The following is a 20957-nucleotide window of genomic DNA, read 5'->3' as shown; positions in this document are numbered from 1 at the left end:
CACTCATGTCCCGTACTTTTCTCGTTACCGGCGCCAGCAAGGGCATCGGTCTCGCACTTTCGGCGCGGCTGGCCAATGCGGGTCACCACGTCGTTGGTATGGCGCGCACCGCGCCAAAGGATTTCCCAGGCACATTCTTCCAGGTCGACCTGGCCGATGACGACGCCACCCGCGCCACGCTCGACACTGTCACGGCACGCTTTGAACTAGCCGGCGTGGTGAACAATGTCGGGCTTGTCCGACCCGCGCCGCTGGCCGACGTCACGCTGCCGGCGCTGGACGAAGTCATGCGCGTGAACCTGCATCCCGCGCTCCTCACCGTGCAAGCGGCACTGCCCGTGATGACAGGCCATCGATGGGGCCGCATCGTCAACGTGTCCAGCCTGACGATCCTGGGCATGCCGCAGCGCACCGCATATGCGGCCGCCAAGTCCGCCTTGGTCAGTTTCACGCGCGGCTGGGCGCTGGAGTTGGCCGATACCGGAATCACCGTCAACGCCGTCGCACCCGGCCCGACCGAAACCGAGTTGTTCCGTGCGAACAACCCGCCCGGCAGCGATGGCGAGCGACGCTATCTTTCCGGTGTCCCGATAGCGCGGTTCGGCAGGCCCGACGAAATCGCCGCGACCATTGCGTTCCTGCTCTCCGACGAAGCCGGCTTCATGACTGGCCAGACCTTGCACGTCGACGGCGGCGCATCGCTGGGTCGCGCCGCGTTCTGAGTTTCGACGAGGCGCTGCGGCGGCGCTTGCGGCAAGTCGGACACGCGCCGCCAAACAGCAAGCCGCCCGCGCCTCGCGCGTCGGGGCACGCGTACCGTGACGCAACGCTTCGTCGCGATCGCCCGCAACGCAGGGCGAGCAGTTCCGTGGTGCACCACGGTTTTGCTGGGGGGGGTGCGCGGCCTGGATGCGCCGGAGGCGCGTTTATCTTTGGTGCACCCTGCTGCACCAACGTGGCGCCACGCACTCAAAAAGGTGCGGCGAATACGCCATCACCCAGTGATCTCGCATGGAATACGGCGAAAACTTTGGCACACCGCTTGCAAGGTTGTATCCAAGATGCCGGCTGCATTGTCTGACGGTCCGCGATTAACGCGCTGCATGCCCGATGTCGGCTCCGCCTGCCAAATACGTGCCATACCACGCATTTGATCGAGCGGCGGAACCCGGCAAACGGATGCGCCGCCGGCGCGTGACGCCAACGCTGACCACGTCCGTCTCCCTCCCCGTCACGAACCGAAGAGCCTCATGAAGAATTCCGTCTCCAGCGACTCCCCGACCGTTCTTTCCGTTCGCCGTCGCCAGTTGCTGAAGGGCGCGACTGCCGCAGCGGGCAGCCTGGCTTTGCCGGCATACGTCCGTGCGCAGAGCAGTCCGAAGATCCGCATCGGCTACTGGCCCGTTGCGTCCGGCCTGCCCTTCTATGCCGCCGTGGAAAAGGGTTACTTCAAGGAAGCCGGTCTGGACGTCGAGGCGCAGAAACATGCGTCCGCCCAGCAGGCCATGGAGGCGATGCTGTCGGGCCGCGCAGAGGGAAGTGCCAATGGTGTCGCCACCGCGGTGCTCGCGGTCGGCGAGATAGCGCAGCCGGGGTTGATGAAAATCTTCTGCTCGAACCCGACCAATGCGCGGTATGTGCTCGACGAGTTCATCGTCGCCAAGGACAGCACGCTGAAATCGGTGGCCGACCTCAAAGGCATGCGCATCGCATGCGGACCCGGCGTGCAGAATGTCACCATCGCCAAGACCATTCTGGAGCGCGCGGGCCTTGGCAGGATGTCGGTCAGGGAGCTACCGATCGCGCAGCACGTGGCCGCCATCGCTGCTGGTCAGGTCGACGCGGTGTACACGCTTGAACCCACCGGCACCGTCGGTCGCCTCAACGGCGCAACCCGCGTGCTGGAGGCGGGCGTTGTTGCCAAGTACATCCTTGGCGATCCGATGGCCCCTTGGTTCGGCGGTTCTGCCACGCTCACCAGTGAGTTCATCAAGGCGCATCCGGACGCGGCGCGCAAATTCATCGCGGCCTATCGGCGCGGCGTCGAGCTGGTCAAGAAGACGCCGGCCCAGGCACGGCCTTATCTGAAAGGCTATACCGCAATCGAAGGCGCGCTCACCGCGGAGGTGCCGATGTCCGACTATGTCTATTACGACGAGTTCAAGCCGCGCGACATTGCCTACTTCCAGCAGTACTTCGACCTGTTCACCGAGAAAGGCATCTTCGCGAAGAAGCTGTCCGTCGAAAGCATGCTCTACAAGGGGTGAACCATGCGTGCAAAAGGCAGTGACGCCGCCAGCGGCACCCCGGGCTGGAGCGCGCCCGCCTCGTCCGACGCGGGCCTGCCACGCAGGCCGTTGCTCGAGCGGGCCCTGCCATTCATCGGTCCACTGGTCCTGTTCATCGTCTGGGATCTGGCCGTGCGCATGGGATTCATCAAGGCCATCCTGCTGCCGAGCCCGGTCGACACACTGGTCGCCCTCGCAACCGGACTCGCCGGCGGCGACCTGATGATCGACTTCATGGTCACCGTGCAGCGGACATTGCAGGCCTTCTGCATCGCCAGCGTCGTCGGCGTGCCGCTCGGCGTCCTGCTGGGCAGCAACGAGAAGGCGTATCGCAGCGTGGAGTTTCTGATCGACTTCTTCCGCTCCACCCCCTCTTCGGCGCTCATCCCACTGTTCATCCTGATCTTCGGCGTGTCGGACATCAACAAGGTCGCGATCGCCGCCTTCGGCGCCTTTCTGATCGTTGTCTTCAACAGCGCTTACGGCGTGATCAATGCGCGCAAACAACGGGCGATGGCGGCGAAGGTGATGGGCGCATCCCGCTGGCGCATCTTCAAGGACGTACTGCTGTGGGAAAGCCTGCAGCCGAGTTTCGTCGGGCTCCGCTCCGCCGTATCGATGGCGCTGGTCATCGTGATCGTCGCGGAAATGTTCATCGGCTCGGAGAACGGCCTGGGACACGCGATCATCGACGCCCAGCAGGTTCTCAACGTGAAGACGATGTATGCCGCCATCCTCGCCGCGGGCGCGCTGGGATATATCCTCAATATCGTCTTCCTCGTGCTCGAGCGACGCATCGTGCACTGGAGCGGGAGATAGACAGACATGAACACTGTCCTGAACGCGGCAGCCCATGCCGACGTGCCGCCGCCTCGCTTCGTGCCTGGCCCGCCGGGAACGCACATCACGATACGCGGACTGACCAAGTACTTCGCCGGGTGGCCGCTGTACGAAAATTTCGATCTGGACATTCCGAAGGGCAAGATCGTCTCGGTGTTCGGACCCAACGGGTGTGGCAAGAGTACGCTGATCAACATGATCGCCGGGCTCGTTCCCATCGACCGCGGCGAGATCCTGTTCGACGGCAAGTCGCTGAAGGAAACCAAGATCGGCTACGTTTTCCAGAACTATCGCGAGGCTTTGTTTCCCTGGAAACGCACCATCGACAACATTGCCTACCCGTTGCTGCTGGAAGGCAGAAGCAAGGCCGAAGTGGACCGCCGCATGGACGAACTGGTCGCGTCGTTCGATGTGAAGTTCGATCTGAAGCGCTATCCGTACGAGCTGTCCGGCGGTCAGCAGCAGACCGCCTCCATCATGCGCGCCCTGGCGCCGCGCCCCGAGGTGCTGTTTCTCGATGAACCGTTCTCAGCGCTCGACTTCGAGATGACGCTGTTCATCCGCGAGAAGCTGCAGGAAGTGTTCATGCAGACCGGCACCACCATGCTGCTGGTATCGCACGATCTGGAAGAAGCGGTCTATCTGGCCGACGAGATCCTGTTGCTCACCAAGCGGCCGACCCGCGTCGCCGAAATTCTGGCTTACGACGACGCGCGTCCACGTACGGTCGAGACCCTGTCCCAAGCCAGCTTCGTCGCGGCCAAGAAGCTGAGTCTTGAAATATTCCAGCGCGAGGTACGCCGCTGAGTCAGCCGATACATGCTGCGCTCTGCCCGTCCATTCGCTGGCGGCGGAGCGCTGCGCCCGTCCGCTCTGGCGGCGTCCGAACACCCGGCCGGGACAACGGGTCGGCGGCATCGATAACGAACATTTCGCGTCAAAAACGCGACACGCATGCCGCGCCAGGGTCCGAGGACGCCGCACGCTCACCTCAACCGGGGTCGGCGGTCCGCCTGCGTTGGCATGCAATGATGCCCAGCGCGACGACCGCCAGCGCGACCGGCACGAAAGAAACCCGCAGCACCGCGTTCCAGCCATAACCCGCCAATAGCCCACCGGAGGAAAACGACCCAATCGCCATCAGTCCGAACACGATGAAGTCGTTCAACGACTGGACACGCATTTTCTCTTCCGGCCGATGACATTCCAGCACAAGCGCGGAGGCGCCGAGAAAGCCGAAGTTCCACCCCAGGCCCAGCAGAACCAGCATTCCCCAGAAGTTCGTCACGTCGACACCGGCCAGGCCGACGACAGCGGAAGCCGCGGTCAGGAAGAGCCCGGTGACTGCGACGCGGACAGCGCCGAACCGCGAAATCAGGTTGCCTGTAAAGAAGCTGGGGCCGTACATGGCGATCACGTGCCATTGCAGGCCCCAGTTCGCCGACGTCTGGGCGTGCCCGCAAAGACGCATAGCCAAGGGGGCGGCGGTCATCAGGAAATTCATCACCATGTACGAAGCAGCGCCGCAGATCACGGCGGCGACGAAGCGCGGTTGCGACGCAATCCTTGCCAACGGTCGCCCGCCAGCGGCTGCGTCGGCGCTTGGCTTCGGCGATTGGACACCAAGCAGCAGAACCGCCGACACGGCTGCGACCGCCGCCTGCACCAGAAAGGTTGCCGCGAACGCGTGAGGCGGCCACCAATCCATCGACCAGGTCACCAGTTGCGGGCCGACCACTCCCGCTGCGACGCCGCCGCCCATGACAAGCGACAACGCGCGCGCGCGACGTTCGGGCGACACGCCATCGGCGGCTGCGAAACGGAAGGACAGCACCACGGCCGCATAAGCGCCGCCCAGAAAGGTCGCAAGACAGAACAGCCAGAACGAACTGGACACGACGGCAAGCATGGCCAATACGCCGGCCGCCACACCTGCCGCGGTCCCGGTCAGGAAAGCCGCGCGTCGCCCCCGGCGCCGCGCAATCGCGCCGACCGGAAAAATGCACGCCGCCATGCCCACGACGAAGATCGAAACCGGCAACGTTGCCAGCATGCTGCTGGGTGCCAGCACATTGCCGACGATGGCGCCGGTCGCGTAGATCACCACTGAATTTGCGCCGGCGAGCGCCTGCGCGAGCGCGAGCCGCCAGATGTTGCCGCGCTGCACCGCCTCCGGGAGAAGGCCAGGCGAAGCGATGTCGAGTGAGCTGCTGTTAGTCATCGTGGGTCGTCTTGTCTGCAAGGCAAATGGGCGCATTCAGCCCCGTCACACCACCGGCCGCATGGTCAGGACCATGCGGAACTTCACGTCGCCGGACTTCATCCGCTGATACGCTTCGTGAGCCCGTGCCAGCGGCAACGTTTCAATACGGGGCCGCATACCGGTCAGGACGCTGAAGTCCAACGTTCGCTCGCCGTCGTAAGGCGAGCCGGTAATCGAGCCGAACACATGACGTTCACCGGTGACCAGATGCCCGGCGGACACCGTTAGCGGATCTCGGCCCGCGCCGAGCAGAACAAGACGCCCCTGCGGCGCCAGACCACCGAGCATCGCCGACACGGTGGCGGCATCGCCAATCGTGCTGAGAATGACTTGCGCGCCGCCCATGTGCCGGAGCCTGGCGACAGCGTCTTCCTGCGTGGTGTCCACGTAGAGATGCGCGCCCAAGGCCAGCGCGTCCTCGCTAAGGTCGCGGCCGCGGCCTAGCGCTACGACCCGGTAACCCATGTGGCGCGCGTACTGCAGCGCCATGTGGCCAAGACCGCCGATACCCAGCACCGCCACCGTGTCACCGGCCTGCGCGCCGGACTTCCTGAGCGCGTTGAAAGTGGCCACGCCAGCGCAGAGCAGCGGCGCGGCCTCGTGTGCGTCGAGTTCGTCGGGGATTGCTACCAGCGCGGTCCCGCGAGCCACCATCATTTCGGCATAGCCGCCATCGCAACTCGCACCGACGACAGGCTGATGCAGGCATAGCTGGAAGTGTCCTTGACGGCACTGCGCACACGCGTTGCAATGGCCGCCCAGGCGGCCGACACCCACGCGCTGACCAATCCTCCAGATCGACGGTACGCGCGCGCCAAGGGCTTTGATGCGGCCGACGACTTCGTGGCCTGGCACGCGCGGCTGCTTCGGATCGGCTTTTTCAATATCCGAGATGTCGGCGCCGCAAATGCCGCAGGCTTCGATGTCGATCAAGGCCTCGTCGCTACCTGGCACCGGCGTCTGACGTTCGACCAGTTGCAGTACGCCGGGCCGCGTCACCTGCATTGCGCAATACGTGGCTTTCATGATCTCCGCTCCCGTCGATCTGCGTGCTGGCGTTCCATACGCCGAAGGTAGGCCTGTACGCCGCTCCCCGCAGCGTCGATGGCGCCCGCGAGGTAGCCAGGGAACTGGCGCGACCACTCGCTCGCGATCCCCGTCAGCCGGCTTTGCCAGATGCCGGACGACGCGCTGGGCGCGGGCGCCTGCAGATGCTGCGCCGCGCCGTGCTCGTCGGCGGTGGTCGCCGTATAGGGTTCGCGCGCCCAATCCTTGATGACTTCCGCAATGGGCTTCGCCGCCTGCGGACCGAACAAGCGTGTCAACTGCGCTCTGCATAGACTGCGCAGCATTTCGTCCCCAAGATCGCGCCGCGCGTGAGCAGGAACGCCAAAGAATCCGAAAAGAGCCGCCGCACCGCCCGGTATCGACGCATCATGTAGCTCCGCCAGCGGCCCACGCGCGCTGCGGCCCTCGCCGGACAAGCCCTGCTCACGCCAGAAAGGCGCGTCGTAAGCAGCAATGTATTTGGCGTGCGACGCCATCCAGGTCGGCGTCGCACGCCACTCGTTCAGCAGTGCTTCAGGGAGCGCCGGGAAAAAATCCAGCGTTGTGCCGGCCAGACGCGGTGGCAGCGCAAGCAGGACGTGGTCAACCCGGTAGGACGTACGTTGAGCGCCTGCACCGTCCGTGACGATATCGACATGCCGCGTCGTAATGTGCAGCCGTCTCGCCGGCTGATTGATGACGAGCCGACCTGACTCGAGTCTGCGCCGTAATGCCGCCACCAACGCGCTCATGCCGCCCGCGAGACGCATCGAACGCGGGGTGGTGCCATGGCCGCACATCCGCACGGGGGGCGCCTGCGGCGACCGCTCGACGACCATGTCGCCCGCTTCATATTGTTCGAAGCGTGACATGCCCAGGTCGCTGATCAGTCGGTCAAGTTCGGCTTGATACGCGGGCCAGAACCAAGCCGGTCCCAGGTCGCCTCGTTCGGCACAATCGAGAGCCGCCCGCCGCTGTCCGCAGAGGGGGACCGACGCAATGCGCCCGCCGAGCGTTTCGCGCGCTTCGAGAAGCAGGTAGTCGTCAATGCCGGCCTGTTCGAGCAAGAAGGCGGCATACAGGCCGCTCAGGCCACCGCCGACGATCGCAACGCGTGCATCCAGCATCGTGCTAAGCCTCCAGCGCGGCGTCGACATGCGCACCGATTCTGAGATAGACGGTCACGCCGCCCTCGTCCGCCACGAGCGTCGGGTAGTGACCTGCTGGCAGACGGAGCCAACTGCCGCACGGAAAGCACTGCCCGCCCGCACGCAGCACGCCATCGATCACGAGCAGTTCGGCGCCCGCCACCGGATCGGTCAGCAGCGCGCTGCCTGCCTCCACGCGTTGCAACGCGACGCGTTCAGATTCGCTCGCAAACAGCGGGCACACCATCCGACCATCATCGCGATGCCAGTTCGACGATGCGCGCGTGTCGATGCGCACGGGTGCCTCGCGAGGCGAGCGCATCTGCTGCAGCTTGACGAAGATCACGGCGCCGTCGCCGCTGCACGGCTGATGGGACGAGCCCGGCGGATTGCGCAGATACCACCCGGCTGGATAGTCTGCTTCTTGTTCGGAGAACGTCCCGGAAAGCACGAGAATCTCTTCGCCTCCTGGATGCGCGTGCCGCGGAAATGACGATGCTGCGGCATACCGCACGATACTGGTGGCTCGCGCGTTCTCGCCACCGAGCCTGTCCAGCATCACGCGCTCGACGCCGCGCTGCGGCGACGCGACCCACCGATACTGGTCGGGCGTAACGGTCGCGCGGCTTGCAAAATCAGCATTGACGAGCATTGGGCTTCCCCGGAACCGAACGGCCCGACCGCTTCGAGATCAAACGCTGTCGGTCCTGGCTTGTCCTGTATCTTTCTTGCAGGCGCGTACCTGCGGCGGCGCTGCCGGCTTGCATGGCCCTGGCGATGGACGCTTGAAGCTTCATCAAGCAGCCACCGCAACAAGCCACATGAAGCAGCCACATCGAGCAGCCACTCAATTGCGCCCGGCCATCACGCCGCCATCGGCGTCCCAGACCGCGCCAGTTACCCAGCTCGCCTTGTCCGAAAGCAGGAAGGTGATGACTTCGGCGACGTCTGCCGGGGTTCCGATGCGGCCGATCGGATGGAAGGCGTTGAAGCCTTGCAGTGCGCCGTGCACCTCGGCCTTTGGGATGAACCCCTCGTAGATCGGCGTCTGCACCACTGCCGGCGACACCGCATTGACACGAATGTGTCTCGGCGCCAGTTCCATTGCCAGTTGCTGAGTCAGTGCATGGAGGCCTGCCTTGGCCATCGAGTAGGCGGACGATGGCGTGGCGGCGATCGCCTGCTTGGCCCACATCGAACCGATGTTGACGATGGCGCCCGGGCACGCCCGAGCAACCATGTTGGCCGCGACCCGTTGCGTGATGAAGAAGAACGCCTTGTTCAGCATCGCATACCGCTCGTAGTCCGTCTCCGAGTGATCCAGAAACGGCTTCGGAAAGAACACGCCGGCCGCATTGACGAGCAGATCGACGTCCGCGTGTTGCTCGTCGATCGTTTCGAGCATCGCCGCCAGTCCTTCGGTGTCCGTAAGGTTGGTAACGAGCGATGCCACCGTGCCGAACGCAGACAGCTCTCGTCGCGCTTCGTCCGCCTTGTCCGGCCGGCTGCCCACGAGCACCACGCTACCGCCTTGTGCCAGCACCATGCGGGCGGTCTGCAACCCTATGCCGCTTGTACCGCCTACGACCAGCAACTTTCTTCCGTCGAACTGCTTATCCATTGCAAAGCTCCTCTATCGAGATCGTGCGACGCAGCGGTGCACGCGCTGACGGCAACGCTCATGTCGTCCGGTACACGCTTCGGGTCAATCGAGAGCACCTCGCCCTCGTCCACCGCCCATGTCGCCAACAGAGAGACATTCTGCTCAGGCGTCGTCGCGACCGCAAATGAGATAAAGTTCGGTCCATTGAAAGCAAAACTTTATCGGCATGAAGTCGCCCGTTCATCTCAATGCCCTGCGGGCCTTCGAGGCCAGTGCGCGCCATCAAAGCTTTTCTGCGGCCGCGGCTGAACTCCACGTAACCCCGGCGGCCGTCGGTCAACTGGTCCGCACGCTCGAAACATGGCTCGGTACGCCGGTTTTTCATCGCGGCAACAGCGGTCCTGCCCGACTGGTCGCCACTGAGGCGGCGCAACGCGCGTTGCCGGAGATCCAGGCAGGCTTCGATCGACTCAGTCTGGGCCTGGAACGGCTCAAGGAAGGGTCGGCAACCGGCGTCCTGACGGTTGCCATCAGCCCCGCGTTTGCCGCCAAGTGGCTGCTGCCACGCATCGATAGCTTCCAGAGTGCGTGGCCCGACACCGATGTGCGGCTGGACACGAATCTCAAGCCCGTGGATTTCGTCGCCCAGGGCATCGATATCGGGGTTCGCTACGGGACCGGCAACTGGCCAGGCTTGTCGGCGGAGAAGTTGATGGACGAGGAGATCTATCCGGTGTGTTCGCCGGAGCGTCTACGCGTCAACCGGCAGCTGCGGCGGCCCGACGGCCTCGCCGCCGAGACCTTGATCCACGATCTGTCGATCGACGGTCACGCCGGTTTTCCGACCTGGGAGATATGGCTCGGCAAGGCCGGCATCGCTGGTGTGAGTGCCAGGCGCGGCATGAAGATCAACAACTCGGCGGCAGTTTTGCAAGCGGCGATCGAGGGCCACGGCGTTGCGTTGGCGCGCAGCGTGATGGCTCGCGACGACCTCGCCGCCGGCCGCCTGGTCCGGCTCTACCCTCGTATCAAATTTGCTTCGGCGCTTGCCTACTATGTGGTCTACCGTCCGGAATGCGCCAGCTCGCCGAAGCTGACCGCCTTTCGGGGCTGGCTCCTCGACGAGGCGGCTCGGCAATGAGCGTGGTCGCTTGCCGACACCGCGTCGGTTGAACCAATATCGCAAGCACCGTGTCGCACGCCGACGTTCCGCGTCGCATGCCCATTGGGCGACAGCGCCTGAACGCGTGATTCAGCTGAACAGGTCGGCGTCCGAACGTGCCACGGCATCGTAGATCGGCTGGAAATGCAGCCAGGCCATGAACGGCGTACCGAGGTGATTGCGGGAGTGCAGCGCCGCTTCCCGGCTGATCTGCTTGACCGGATGACCGGTCGCCTCGGCCTTCAGCTGGATTTCGCAGGCGCGCTCCATCGCGATGAACCACCATGCGGCTTCGTCGACGCTCTCGCGTCCCGCGGAGAACAAGCCATGATTCTGGTGGATCGCGGCCTTGTTCGAGCCAAACGCCTGCGCGACCGTACGGCCTGCATCGCGCTCGACCACCACCGCGCCGGCCTCCTCGGCGATCAGCGCATGATCTTCGTAGAAGCACGCCGCGGTCTGTGTGATCGGGTCCAGGGGACGGCCCAGCGCGGCCCAGGCCATGCCGTTCGTCGTGTGGGCATGGCATGAGGCAACGAGATGCGGGTTTGCCTCATGAATGGCGGCGTGGAGCACGAAGCCTGCGCGGTTCACGGCCCAGCTTCCTTCGAGCACCGTGCCTTCATGATCGACCAGCAAGAGATCCGAGACCCGCACGCGCCCGAAGTCCATCGCGAACGGGTTGGTCCAATACAGGTGTGGATGCTCCGGATCGCGCACCGTGACGTGGCCCGCGAAGCCGTACTCATAGCCATATCTCGCAAACACACGGCACACGGCAGCCAGACGTTCCTTGCGATGACGCCGCTCCTGGTCGACGGTCGCGAACTGCGGATACTGCGGAAAATAGAGACCTTCCTGTTTCGGCCGGTAGACGGTGGTTGCTTCGCGTATGTTCATTGCTGAGTTCCTTGTTGCGATTGCGAATCGGGTCGCTGAAACGGACGCATGTCGATCGCCGCAGGGCGTCCGATGCACGTTTCGATGGCTTCGGCGACAGCTAGGAGCCGGGCCTCGCTTCCCTTCGGAGCCGCGATCTGAAGCCCGACCGGCAATCGGCCGTCGGTGATCAGCGGCACGCTCACCGCGCACATATCGAGATAGTTGATCGGTTGCGAATTCTGGGTGAGCCCCATCGTGAGCGCCCAGTTGCGAGCCGGGTCGCGCAGGTCATCGATGCTGGGCGCGACGGCGGTGGCGGTTGGCATCACCCAGGCGTGCACCGTGTCGAAGCGCGCGGCAATCGAGTTCACGTCGAACGCCCGGCGCGCCTTTGCGTCCTCCAGGTCGGCTTCGCTCACCGCAAGTCCACGCTCGCCGCGCGCGGCGACCACCGGATCCATGCGGTCGCGATGCGTGGCAAAGCGATCGCGCCCGAGTAGCGCGATCAACTGCGCCGGCAGCACCAGCGGAAAGTAGGTATCGCGCCCTGCCGCAAGATCGGCCGCCTCGACGTCCCGCAGGGTCGCACCGGCTGCGACGAGCTTATCGAGCGCAATCGCCGTTGCCGTTTCCACCCGCGAATCGAGATTGCGAAAGAAGTAGTCACGCGGCACGCCGAGCACCGTGCCGTTCAGCGTGCGTGTGCGGGGTGCCGCCATGCAACTTCCCTCGATCGTCGCGTAGGCTAGCGACGCATCGCGGGCGCTGCGGGCAAACAGCCCGACGGTGTCGAGATGGGGCGCGAGCGGCAGAATGCCTTCGATCGACCATTGCCCGGTGCCGGTCTTCAGTCCGACCAGCCCGCATAGCGCAGCCGGTACCCGTACGCTGCCGCCAGTGTCGGTACCGAACGCCAGCGCACACAGGCCAGCGGCGAGTGCCGCAGCGGAGCCCGAACTGGAGCCCCCGGTGGTGCGCACCGTCCGCGCGTCGGCGGGGTTGCGCGGGGTGCCGCGTGGCATGCTCTGGCCGGTGATGCCCAACGCGAATTCCACGGTCCTCGTCTTGCCGAGGATCACGCAGCCGAGCGCACGCAGGCGTGCGACGAACGGCCCTTCGTTGACCGGAAGCAAATCGTCGATCGGCACGTTCGAGCCTGCCCGGATCGGCATGCCGGCCACGAAGAAGTTGTCTTTGAGCGCCACCGGCATGCCGGCAAGCGGACCTAGCGTTTCACCCGCGCGCCGGCGCGCATCGATCGACCGCGCCTGGTCCAGCGCGCCCGCGGCGTCTACGTATTCGAACGCGCCGATGCTGGCATCGAGCGCAGCGATTCTTCCCAAGTAAGCGCGGGTCACTTGCTCGGCCGTCGATTGCCCAGCGTCGAACGCCTGTGCGAGGCCGTGCAGACTGCCAGCCTCGACCAACGGGTCGGCCGCCAACGCAACGCGCGCCTCAACGTCCCAGCGCACGATCGCCCTCCACCGTTGCCCGGCGGCTCGTTGCATCGCGTGCGTCGAGCGATGCGGCCCCTTCCGCGTCCAGGTCGCGCCGGTGTGTTTCGGGACTGAGCCAGGCCGTCACCAGACTCACGCATGCCGACAGTGCCACGAACGCCCCGATCGGCCAGATCGAACCGCTCCACGCCATCAGACCGGTCGCGATCAGCGGCGCGGTGCCGTTGAACAGCGCGCCGCCAAACTGGTAGCCGATCGAGGCGCCGGAGTAACGCACGCGGGTATCGAACAACTCGGCGAAGTAGGCCGAGACTGCGCCGTACTGTCCGTAATTGCCTATCCCCAGGCCGAGGGCCATCGCCAGCCAGAAGCACCACGGATTTGCGGTCTTGATCAAGGCGATCGCGGGAAACGCGATCAACATCGCGAACGTCACATACGCCATGTAGACGCGGCGGCGCCCGAAGCGATCCGACAGCGTCGCCGCGATTGGCACCGACAGCAGGCCGACCGCGCCACCGATGACATTGCCCATCGTGCTGGTGCTGGTCGAGAAGCCGAGATGCGAGACCGCATAAGTCGCCGCGAAGAAGGAATAGGTGCTCGATCCCACCCCGTCGATGCAGCGCAGGAAAGCGACTCGGAGCACATTGCCCGGCTTGCGCAGCACTTCGACCACCGGTTGCTGCGCCGGTCCGCCCTTGCGCTTCATTGCATCGAACGCCGGGGACTCGGTGACCTTCAAGCGGATCAGCAAACCGACCGCGAGCAGTGCGAAGCTCATCAGGAATGGAACTCGCCACCCCCAGCTCATGAACGCGTCCTTCGGCAACAGTGCGAACGCGGAGAACACGCCGGTCGACAGCAGCAGGCCGGCGGGCGCGCCCATGTGCGCGGCGCTGCCGAACAGCGCTCGCTTGCCCGCCGGCGCGTGTTCGACCGCCATCAGCACTGCCCCGCCCCACTCGCCGCCGACCGCGATGCCCTGTGCCAGACGCAGCACCAGCAACGCGACGGGCGCCCAGATACCAATGGCACCGTAGGTCGGCAACGCGCCGATCAGCGCGGTCGAGATTCCCATGATGAACAGCGTGGTGATCAGGACCGACTTGCGACCGATGCGGTCGCCGATATGCCCGAACATCGCACCGCCGAACGGGCGCGCGATGTAGCCGAGTGCGAAGGTCGAAAACGAGATCAGCGTACCGATCAGCGGATCGTAGTTGGGGAAGAACAGTTTGCTGAATACGACCGCCGACGCTATCCCATAGAGGAAGAAGTCGTACCATTCGATCGCGGTCCCGATAAAGCTTGCCCACGCGACCGTGCGGGCCGCCTGTTCGCGCGCCCCGCCTCCGACCACACCGCTCGTCTCTGCCATGCCGCCACCCTTATTCATGTCATGTGGCGTCAGCGTACCCGCGAGCGGCGTTATCAAAAAAATCAGCAGATCATGTCACGGCATAAGCTCGCCTTATGCGCCCTGCTCGCCGACAGGCGAGGCACCGCCGACTTTACCCGGCAGGGTGGCGCGCAGGTGCGCGACAAAGGCATCGAGAATCAGCGAGCCCGGACGGCCACGATGTCTCAGCATCACACTGCCCGGCTCGATGGCCGGCGACAATGGGCGGCTGACCAGGCCGGGCAAAGGCAACGCCGCGAGCAACTCGGGCTCGACCAGGGCGATGCCGGCGCCGTGATACGCCAGCATGATGCCGGTGACCGACAAACCGATCTCGACCGTGATGCGCAGCTTGACGCCCGCCTCCGCGCACACGCGATCGATATACGGACGCAGCAACGTCTGCGGCAGGTAGGTGACAACCGGGTGGTTGGCGAGGTCAGTCAGCGCGATGACGCGCTGCGCGGCGAGCGGATGGTCCTCCGGTAGCACGCAGGCAATGCTTCCGGCCGCGAGCGGCTCGATATCGAGCGCGGCATTGTCGACCGGCCGATAGGCAATCCCGAGATCGACTTCCGATTGCAGCACGCGTTCGACAACCAGCGGCGAACTGAGGGCCTGCAACGCGATGCGTACGCCCGGCCGTGCCTTCACGAAGCTGGCCACCGCTTTCGCGAGCACGCCGTTGGCGATCGGCGAAGTCGCCGCGATATTCAAGACACCAGCGGAGCCGCCAGCCAGATCCTGGCTCAGGCGCTCCACCGACCCGAGGCGCTCGAAGATGGCGGCTACATCCGGCAAAAGCATGCGTGCCTCTGGCGTCGGGCTCAGACGACCATGCGCACGCACGAACAGCTTGATGTTGAGCCGGCTTTCGAGATGCTTTAGCACCGCGCTGACGGCCGGTTGGGTCACGTTGAGCAGCCGGGCTGCACCCGTGATGGAACCGGTCTGCATGATTGCATAGAAGACTTCGATATGCCGCAGATTGACCATGGTGCGATGGTGTCGGCCCGCGCAGGCGAGTGGGAGCGAGTGTCGCGGACACGCGACGCCGCGCCCGGCCATTCTAAAGGATCAGCCCCACCTGACGAGCCAGCCGACACCCGTCCGACCTCACGCCACCGCCACTGCCGCCGCGTACTGGCCGAGCGCCAGGCAGGCCGACCGACCGTGCACCACCGCCACGCAGCCTGGAACCGCCCACCGGCACGGGCTCCGGACCGCGCGCACCGGGCGAAACCAGGCACCGCCGCGTTACATCTCCACGTCGCCGTAAGGGTAGAACTTGCCCAGATCTAGATGGCGGTAATCGAGACCATCGAGCTTCACCGTTCCCAGGAACGCTTCGTCCGGCTCGGTTACCAGAATCTCCTTCGCAAAGCCGCTGTCGTCGAATCCTCGACGGAAATGCACGCGCGACTTGATCACGAAAGTCCTGTAGGCGTCTCGGTCGATGCCAAAGGCATTCAACTCGACAGGCTCCATCACCTGGGTCAGGTAGCGGCTGATGACGACCGCATTGTTGTCGCCGAAGCTTACGGTGACGAATGGAAGTCGCCCGTCGTCCTTCGGCTTGAGGTCCGGCACATATGAGATGGTGCCTCGAACGACGACCGGCGAGCCGGCAGAGGCGTCGACGCGTCCACCGACCGCCATCTCGAACGCGTCGCCGACCGCGACACGGCCGTCCTGGAGGCGGTCGAGCACCGTGTCATCGGCAATCGTCGCGAAAAGTGTTCGCGACACGCGTTGTCGAAGACTTTCGGCCAGAATCCAGGTCGCATAGCCCGATCTGTCGCTGTGGTCCGCGATCACGACCGGGAACTGTCCCGCGTCGACGGCCTGTCTGGCCCGCGATACGGCCTCGGGGATGCCGAGAATCTTGGCCGACGATAGCAGACTGTCCTTTTGCCGCCAGATGGTCGCCGACATGTCGGCGACGACCTTCTGCGCCAGCGCGGCGTTGCCGTTCGTCGTTACCTGCACGAACATGCCAGCGTCCGGCACGTCGGACCATGGGAAGCCGAAGAACACGTTCACGAAGACGTCCGGCTCCCGCGCCTCCCAAATCAACGCTCGATTGATGAGCGACATCCAGGCCGTCCCGCCGGTCCATTGCAAAACGGTCGGCGAGATCACTGGCACCTTGCGGGCCGCATGCGTGGGGGTGAAGTCGCCCCGGATCGCCCGCACCAACGTCCGCGCGGCCCGGCTGCCTTGCAGATAGGCGTCGTAGTGCGGATAGTATTTGACCGTGAAAGCGAGGTCGGCCGATTCAAGAAACGCTTCGTCCTCGTTGCCGTGCGGATCGAACGTCGCAGCGATGAAAGCGTTCTTTCCCACCACCTCCCGCACGCGTCGAGCCAACTCCGCTTCAGGGCGCGCGATGCCGGTGACCGCCGCCGCGCCATGCAGCGCGAGGAACACGCCGTCGAACGGGCCTTGCTCCTGCAATCCAGCGATCATCTTGCCCACGAACAGTTCGTACGCCTCGTTCGTGATCCATCCCGAGCCGATCCCCGTCTTCGGTTGCAGTGGGGACTCGATGCCCACGAGCTCTACGCCGCCGTACTCTCGCGCCACCTTCACGAAGCCACCCATATACGATTTCGGGTCGATTCGCAGAAGCGCTTCGCCTTGCGCGGGCGACCCCTCGTAGATGAAATCGTCGACCGTCGTCGGGTTCGACAGGAAGGTCACCGTTTCGTGAACGAAGTGCAACACCGCAATCCTGATATTGTTCATCTCGAATTCTCACGTCTTTCAACTGTCTCGGCGGCGCCCCGCGATGCGCGTGCTTCCCACGCGACATGCATGCGCGCCCGTTTCGTCACGCTTCGATGCTGCTCTGCCTCGGCCAGGTCGCTGCGACTCCGAACGCACAGACACCCGCACCCACGAGGAAAAGCATCGCGGGCACATATGAACCGCCGAAGTGCTGGATGAGCAGTCCCATTACCGCGGGAGAGATGGCCGCCGCGATCTGACCGCCGAAGTTGACGACACCCGCGGCTGTCCCAACCTGCGAGTCAGGCAGCCGCTTCAGCGGAATGGCGAAAACCGTGCCGTACACGAAGGTGTAGCTGACCATGCAGCCGGTCCAGCAGGCGAGCAGCAACCACAGATCCGACGACAGCACCATCGCCCCCATGAAGACGGCCATCATCAATGCGCCGCCGGCCAGGAACCGACGCTCCTTCCTGGCGCCGTACCGGTCCAGCAGCCAGCCGACGATGTTCAGCGAGACGAAGCTGCAGATGAACGGCAACGACGAAGCGAAACCGGCCGTCATCAGATTCACGTGCTTCGCCTTCACCAGGTAGGACGGCATCCAGGAGATGAGGCCGACCATCAGCAGGTTGCTGAAGAAAAACATGGTGGCAGTCCGTCGCATGATTGGCGTGCGAAACAGCGCGCGAACGCCTGGCCCGCGGCGGCTGTCTTTCCCAGGCCCGCGACGGGGTGCGTCCTTGATGACGAACCACAGCCCCACTGCCATCACCACGCCGACTGCACCGAGCACGTGATAGGCGAAGCGCCAGCCGTGAGAATGAACCATTGCGGCGATCCATCCCGTCCCGAAGGCACTGCCCAGAAAGGTTGCGCCGATGACGAGGCTTTTCGGCCGCGCCCGTTCACTTTTGCGATAAGCCTCCGCGATGGTCACCGAACTCGCCGGAGCAAAGCCGCCTTCGCCAACGCCGAACAGTGCTCGAATCACGATGAGCGACAGAAGCGACCATGCAGTGCCGGTGAGGGACGTGAACACGGACCATGACAGCACGCAGAACACCAACACCCTTCGCGAGCCGAAGCGGTCGGAGAGCCAGCCTGCCGCCAGGTTCATCACCGCATACGTGACATAGAACGAGCTGAGGACGAGACCCGCCTCGCGGGCATCCAGCGCGAACTCACCCGTGATCGGTACGATGGAAATGCTCATCGCCACGCGGTCTGCATTGGCAAGCACCCAGGCTGTCAGCAGCATGACGAGGAGCACGATCTTGCGCGTCCTCGAATAGTCGGTTGTCGCGGTTTCGACAGGTGTTCGATCGGCCCGCTCGTCACGCTTCGGGTCGGGAGACGCGAGTCCGTTCATGGCGGCGCCTTGTTCAGTCCTGTTCATGGTTGTCGTCCCGGTTGCGGATGGAGAACGCTTGCTCGGCAAGGCAGGTGGCGAGAACTTCCGCGGCGTCGACGACCGCGCCCCGGTGATAGTCGTCGCCATTCACCACCAGACCGAGCTCCGTGCAGCCAAGGACCACGCAGTCGGCTTCCTGCAGACAGCGTTGCACCACCTCGCGAATGTGGGCGCGCGCTTCGTCAACGTGTCCGGCCTTGATCGCGAAAATCGTGTCGTGAACGCACGCCATCTCTTCGGCAGGCCTTGCGACCACATCGACTCCTTCGAAGTGCAAAGCAGTTCTGTACAAACCGCTTTCATGCGTCGCCGACGTAGCAAGCACACATGCATTTCGCGCACCGACAGCCTTGACCGCCCGCGCCGTTTCTCGCGCGATATGCAAAAGCCGCAGGTCTGGAAACAGGCGGGCAAGGTCGTCGTGCCATAGGTGCGCCGTGTTGCACGCGACTCCGCAAATCGAGGCACCGGCCGCTTTCGCCGTGGCCAACGCCGAAACCAGTGCGGGAAGCGGCGACTCGCCTTCGCCTTTGAAAGCGGCGGTCCTGTCCGGCGTGCGGTATTGAACCAGGACGTGGGAGGGATAGTTCTGATCGCTGACAACGACGTTCATCTGCCGCATCTTGCGGCGGGAGGCGCTTAAAAAGCGCTCCGTCAAATCGATGCCCGCTTCCGGGCCCATGCCGCCGATGATGGCTACCGTTTCGGTACGGGGCTGCGCGACGCGCCGGCACCTGTCGGCCTCATCCTGCCTGTATTCCATGCGGGACCACCTTCGAGAAGTTTTTCGCATGGTAAGCAGCCGATAAACGACCCATAATGGTCATTTTTAATGGCTGCATGAGATTTTCGAATGAAAAGGTCGATCGGGCGCGCCATTCCGTCCAGCGATTCGCTGATCATCTTCGACACCTGCGTACGCCTGATGAACTTCACGCACGCAGGGAACGCCTTGGGTCTGACGCAGAGCGCGGTCAGCCGGCAGATCCTGGACCTGGAGCAGTTCCTGAACGTGGCGCTGTTCGTGCGCGCGGGTCGCAACCTGTCGTTGACCGAAGCGGGCGAACGATATTGGAAGAGCGTCACGCCGTTGCTGGATGAACTGGAAGCAGCCACGGTCGGCATCCAAATGCGTCAGACGCTTGCGAATAGCGTGAATCTGTCGGTGGCGGGAAGCTTCTGCAATCGATGGCTGATTCCGCATCTGCCGCAATTTCTGGCGCAGCACCCCGGAATACTCGTAAATGTGACGTCGCGCGTCGGACCAATCGACCTCGCCCGGTCGCAGTACGACGCCGCGATCATCAATTCCGCATCCGCGCCGCGCGGCTCGCCGACCGTCCGGCTGTTCCCGCTCCGTCTGGCTGCCTACGCCGCGCCGCGACTCGTTTGCGCTGACACGCCGTTGTCGGCGGACGCGCTCTCGCGGCTGCCATTGCTGCACCTGCGCGAGATCCCGAACGGCTGGCAAGCGTATCTGTCCGCCATGGGCTTGAACGATACCCATCCGCCCGCGGCCGGCAATTACTCGCTTCTCCTGCTGAGCTGCGAGGCGGCCCTCGCCGGGCTCGGCGCCGCGCTGCTGCCGGCGGAATTCGTGAGCGACGACGTGAAAGCGGGCCGCCTGGTCAGGCTATCGGAAGTGGAAATCTGGACGCCCTTCTTCTACTGGCTCGCCTGGCAGGAAACGTTGTCCGACTCCCCCGCCCTGCAAGCATTCAAGACATGGTTGTTGGCGTGCTGCGATCAGCGCGAGCACTGACCATGCACCGAGGGTCACCGAGGATCGGGAGCGGGCGCAATGGGAACGCTGGCGCCTCGTGTCAGGTCCGCATGCCGCGTTGCAGGTTTGGCTGTCCGGCCAGCGCGCCTCGCGTTCGCGGGCGCCACATGGACAACGACCGGCCAGCGAAAGCACAGGCCCCAGCCACATCAGAATCCGACGCGGTCAGCCGTCCCGCGACGCGGATCGAGGCGACATGCGGGACGGTGCGGGACGGTGCGGGACGGTGTGGGGCGGGACGGTGCGATTCGCACGCGACCAAGGTCCGGGTGGACGGCCTCGCAAGCGGCAAGGTGTGACGCCGACCGCCGGCAGCGGCCGCGTCACTTGCATGGTCATGTCACGCGCACTGGCGCACGCGCCTGCGCGATCGTCACCACTGATATCTCATGCCGCCCAGCACCAGCCGACCCGCGCCCCAGGTGCAGAACGTATCGGCGGTGCACGAGGCCATATAGCGGCGATTCAACAGATTGCTTGCATTGAGCGACGCGCTCCATCCATTCAGGCCGGGGAAAGACCGTCCGAGATCGTAGCGCAGCGCCAGGTCGACGAGCGTTGCCGACGACAACAGGAAGGTGTTCGTCGTGTTGCCATACGTGCCACCGAGAAAGCGCACGCCGCCACCAAACTGCAGCCCCCTGAGCGGTCCGTCGCGCAACGTGTAATCGGCCCACAGGGAAGCCTGGTTGCGTGGAATCCCGGGCGTGTTGTCGGGTCTACACCCAAACACAGACATTTGACGCGGGGGAACCGATTGGTCGGGGGGACGCCCCCTGCCAGAGCACGCGACGAGCGACGAAACCGCCCGCCGGAAATGAAAAAAGGGGTTCCGAATGCTCGGAACCCCTTTTTAAATCGTGGTGGCCTGGGACGGAATCGAACCATCGACACGCGGATTTTCAATCCGCTGCTCTACCAACTGAGCTACCGGGCCA

The 20957-nt window shown here is 64.5% G+C and carries 19 protein-coding genes and 1 tRNA gene; 6 read left to right on the top strand and 14 right to left on the bottom strand.

Features of this window, described 5'->3' with window-relative positions:
- Nucleotides 1–5: 5 nt before the first annotated feature.
- The 4 genes from BLU54_RS17050 to BLU54_RS17035 all read left to right on the top strand — a co-directional run bounded on the left by BLU54_RS17050 (nt 6) and on the right by BLU54_RS17035 (nt 3935).
- The gene (locus tag BLU54_RS17050; RefSeq protein ID WP_091911071.1) at nt 6–722 is read left to right on the top strand and encodes an SDR family oxidoreductase; all 717 of its coding nucleotides are present in this window, start codon (nt 6–8) and stop codon (nt 720–722) included.
- Between the two features lie 528 nt (nt 723–1250).
- The gene (locus BLU54_RS17045) at nt 1251–2267 is read left to right on the top strand and encodes an ABC transporter substrate-binding protein (protein WP_091911068.1); all 1017 of its coding nucleotides are present in this window, start codon (nt 1251–1253) and stop codon (nt 2265–2267) included.
- Nucleotides 2268–2270: 3 nt separating this feature from the next.
- The gene (locus tag BLU54_RS17040) at nt 2271–3107 is read left to right on the top strand and encodes an ABC transporter permease (RefSeq protein WP_091911065.1); all 837 of its coding nucleotides are present in this window, start codon (nt 2271–2273) and stop codon (nt 3105–3107) included.
- Nucleotides 3108–3113: 6 nt separating this feature from the next.
- Nucleotides 3114–3935 (top strand): ABC transporter ATP-binding protein, encoded by an 822-nt coding sequence (locus tag BLU54_RS17035; protein ID WP_091911062.1) that lies wholly within the window; start codon nt 3114–3116, stop codon nt 3933–3935.
- A gap of 184 nt (nt 3936–4119) precedes the next feature.
- Here the strand turns inward: BLU54_RS17035 and BLU54_RS17030 are convergent, their stop codons facing one another.
- The 5 genes from BLU54_RS17030 to BLU54_RS17010 all read right to left on the bottom strand — a co-directional run bounded on the left by BLU54_RS17030 (nt 4120) and on the right by BLU54_RS17010 (nt 9207).
- Nucleotides 4120–5349, bottom strand: coding sequence for an MFS transporter (locus tag BLU54_RS17030; RefSeq protein ID WP_091911060.1), 1230 nt, complete (start codon nt 5347–5349; stop codon nt 4120–4122).
- Nucleotides 5350–5394: 45 nt separating this feature from the next.
- Nucleotides 5395–6417 (bottom strand): zinc-binding dehydrogenase, encoded by a 1023-nt coding sequence (locus tag BLU54_RS17025; RefSeq protein ID WP_091911057.1) that lies wholly within the window; start codon nt 6415–6417, stop codon nt 5395–5397.
- Complete coding sequence (locus BLU54_RS17020) at nt 6414–7565, bottom strand: flavin monoamine oxidase family protein (RefSeq protein ID WP_091911055.1); 1152 nt, start codon at nt 7563–7565, stop codon at nt 6414–6416. The genes BLU54_RS17025 and BLU54_RS17020 overlap by 4 nt, the downstream gene beginning before the upstream one ends.
- Before the next feature lie 4 nt (nt 7566–7569).
- A complete protein-coding gene (locus BLU54_RS17015; protein WP_091911053.1) occupies nt 7570–8238 on the bottom strand; it encodes a cupin domain-containing protein in 669 nt (222 codons plus the stop codon).
- Between the two features lie 195 nt (nt 8239–8433).
- On the bottom strand, nt 8434–9207 hold the full coding sequence (locus BLU54_RS17010) for an SDR family NAD(P)-dependent oxidoreductase (protein ID WP_091911051.1): 774 nt from the start codon (nt 9205–9207) through the stop codon (nt 8434–8436).
- 208 nt (nt 9208–9415) lie between these two features.
- Here BLU54_RS17010 and gcvA point away from each other — a divergent pair, with 208 nt between their 5' ends.
- Nucleotides 9416–10330 (top strand): transcriptional regulator GcvA, encoded by a 915-nt coding sequence (gcvA, locus tag BLU54_RS17005; RefSeq protein WP_091911049.1) that lies wholly within the window; start codon nt 9416–9418, stop codon nt 10328–10330.
- Nucleotides 10331–10441: 111 nt separating this feature from the next.
- Here the strand turns inward: gcvA and BLU54_RS17000 are convergent, their stop codons facing one another.
- From BLU54_RS17000 to BLU54_RS16970, 7 genes are all read right to left on the bottom strand, one after another.
- Nucleotides 10442–11251, bottom strand: coding sequence for a class II aldolase/adducin family protein (locus BLU54_RS17000; RefSeq protein ID WP_091911047.1), 810 nt, complete (start codon nt 11249–11251; stop codon nt 10442–10444).
- Entirely contained in the window at nt 11248–12705 is a 1458-nt protein-coding gene (locus BLU54_RS16995) for an amidase (RefSeq protein ID WP_170845196.1), read from the bottom strand. The genes BLU54_RS17000 and BLU54_RS16995 overlap by 4 nt, the downstream gene beginning before the upstream one ends.
- The gene (locus tag BLU54_RS16990; protein WP_091911407.1) at nt 12689–14071 is read right to left on the bottom strand and encodes an MFS transporter; all 1383 of its coding nucleotides are present in this window, start codon (nt 14069–14071) and stop codon (nt 12689–12691) included. Before BLU54_RS16990 ends, BLU54_RS16995 begins: the two co-directional genes overlap by 17 nt.
- A 93-nt stretch (nt 14072–14164) precedes the next feature.
- Nucleotides 14165–15088, bottom strand: coding sequence for a LysR family transcriptional regulator (locus BLU54_RS16985; RefSeq protein ID WP_170845195.1), 924 nt, complete (start codon nt 15086–15088; stop codon nt 14165–14167).
- A 261-nt stretch (nt 15089–15349) separates the two neighbouring features.
- A complete protein-coding gene (locus BLU54_RS16980) occupies nt 15350–16840 on the bottom strand; it encodes a M81 family metallopeptidase (protein ID WP_091911039.1) in 1491 nt (496 codons plus the stop codon).
- Nucleotides 16841–16925: 85 nt separating this feature from the next.
- Nucleotides 16926–18263, bottom strand: a complete 1338-nt coding sequence (locus BLU54_RS16975) for an MFS transporter (RefSeq protein WP_235838001.1) — start codon at nt 18261–18263, stop codon at nt 16926–16928.
- Nucleotides 18208–18999, bottom strand: coding sequence for an aspartate/glutamate racemase family protein (locus BLU54_RS16970; RefSeq protein WP_170845194.1), 792 nt, complete (start codon nt 18997–18999; stop codon nt 18208–18210). The genes BLU54_RS16975 and BLU54_RS16970 overlap by 56 nt, the downstream gene beginning before the upstream one ends.
- A gap of 90 nt (nt 19000–19089) precedes the next feature.
- On the opposite strand from BLU54_RS16970, the gene BLU54_RS16965 reads away from it, so the two are divergent.
- The gene (locus BLU54_RS16965) at nt 19090–19998 is read left to right on the top strand and encodes a LysR substrate-binding domain-containing protein (RefSeq protein WP_091911033.1); all 909 of its coding nucleotides are present in this window, start codon (nt 19090–19092) and stop codon (nt 19996–19998) included.
- Between the two features lie 394 nt (nt 19999–20392).
- Here BLU54_RS16965 and BLU54_RS16960 read toward each other — a convergent pair whose 3' ends face one another.
- Together BLU54_RS16960 and BLU54_RS16955 are read right to left on the bottom strand one after the other, a co-directional pair.
- Complete coding sequence (locus tag BLU54_RS16960) at nt 20393–20758, bottom strand: TonB-dependent receptor domain-containing protein (RefSeq protein ID WP_091911031.1); 366 nt, start codon at nt 20756–20758, stop codon at nt 20393–20395.
- 122 nt (nt 20759–20880) lie between these two features.
- A tRNA-Phe gene (locus BLU54_RS16955) sits at nt 20881–20956 on the bottom strand.
- Nucleotide 20957 lies beyond the last annotated feature (1 nt).

Source organism: Chitinasiproducens palmae, from assembly GCF_900095735.1.
GTDB lineage: Bacteria > Pseudomonadota > Gammaproteobacteria > Burkholderiales > Burkholderiaceae > Chitinasiproducens > Chitinasiproducens palmae.
The sequence above is the reverse complement of the archived record's forward strand: the minus strand, read 5'-3'. Positions and strand labels throughout refer to the sequence as shown.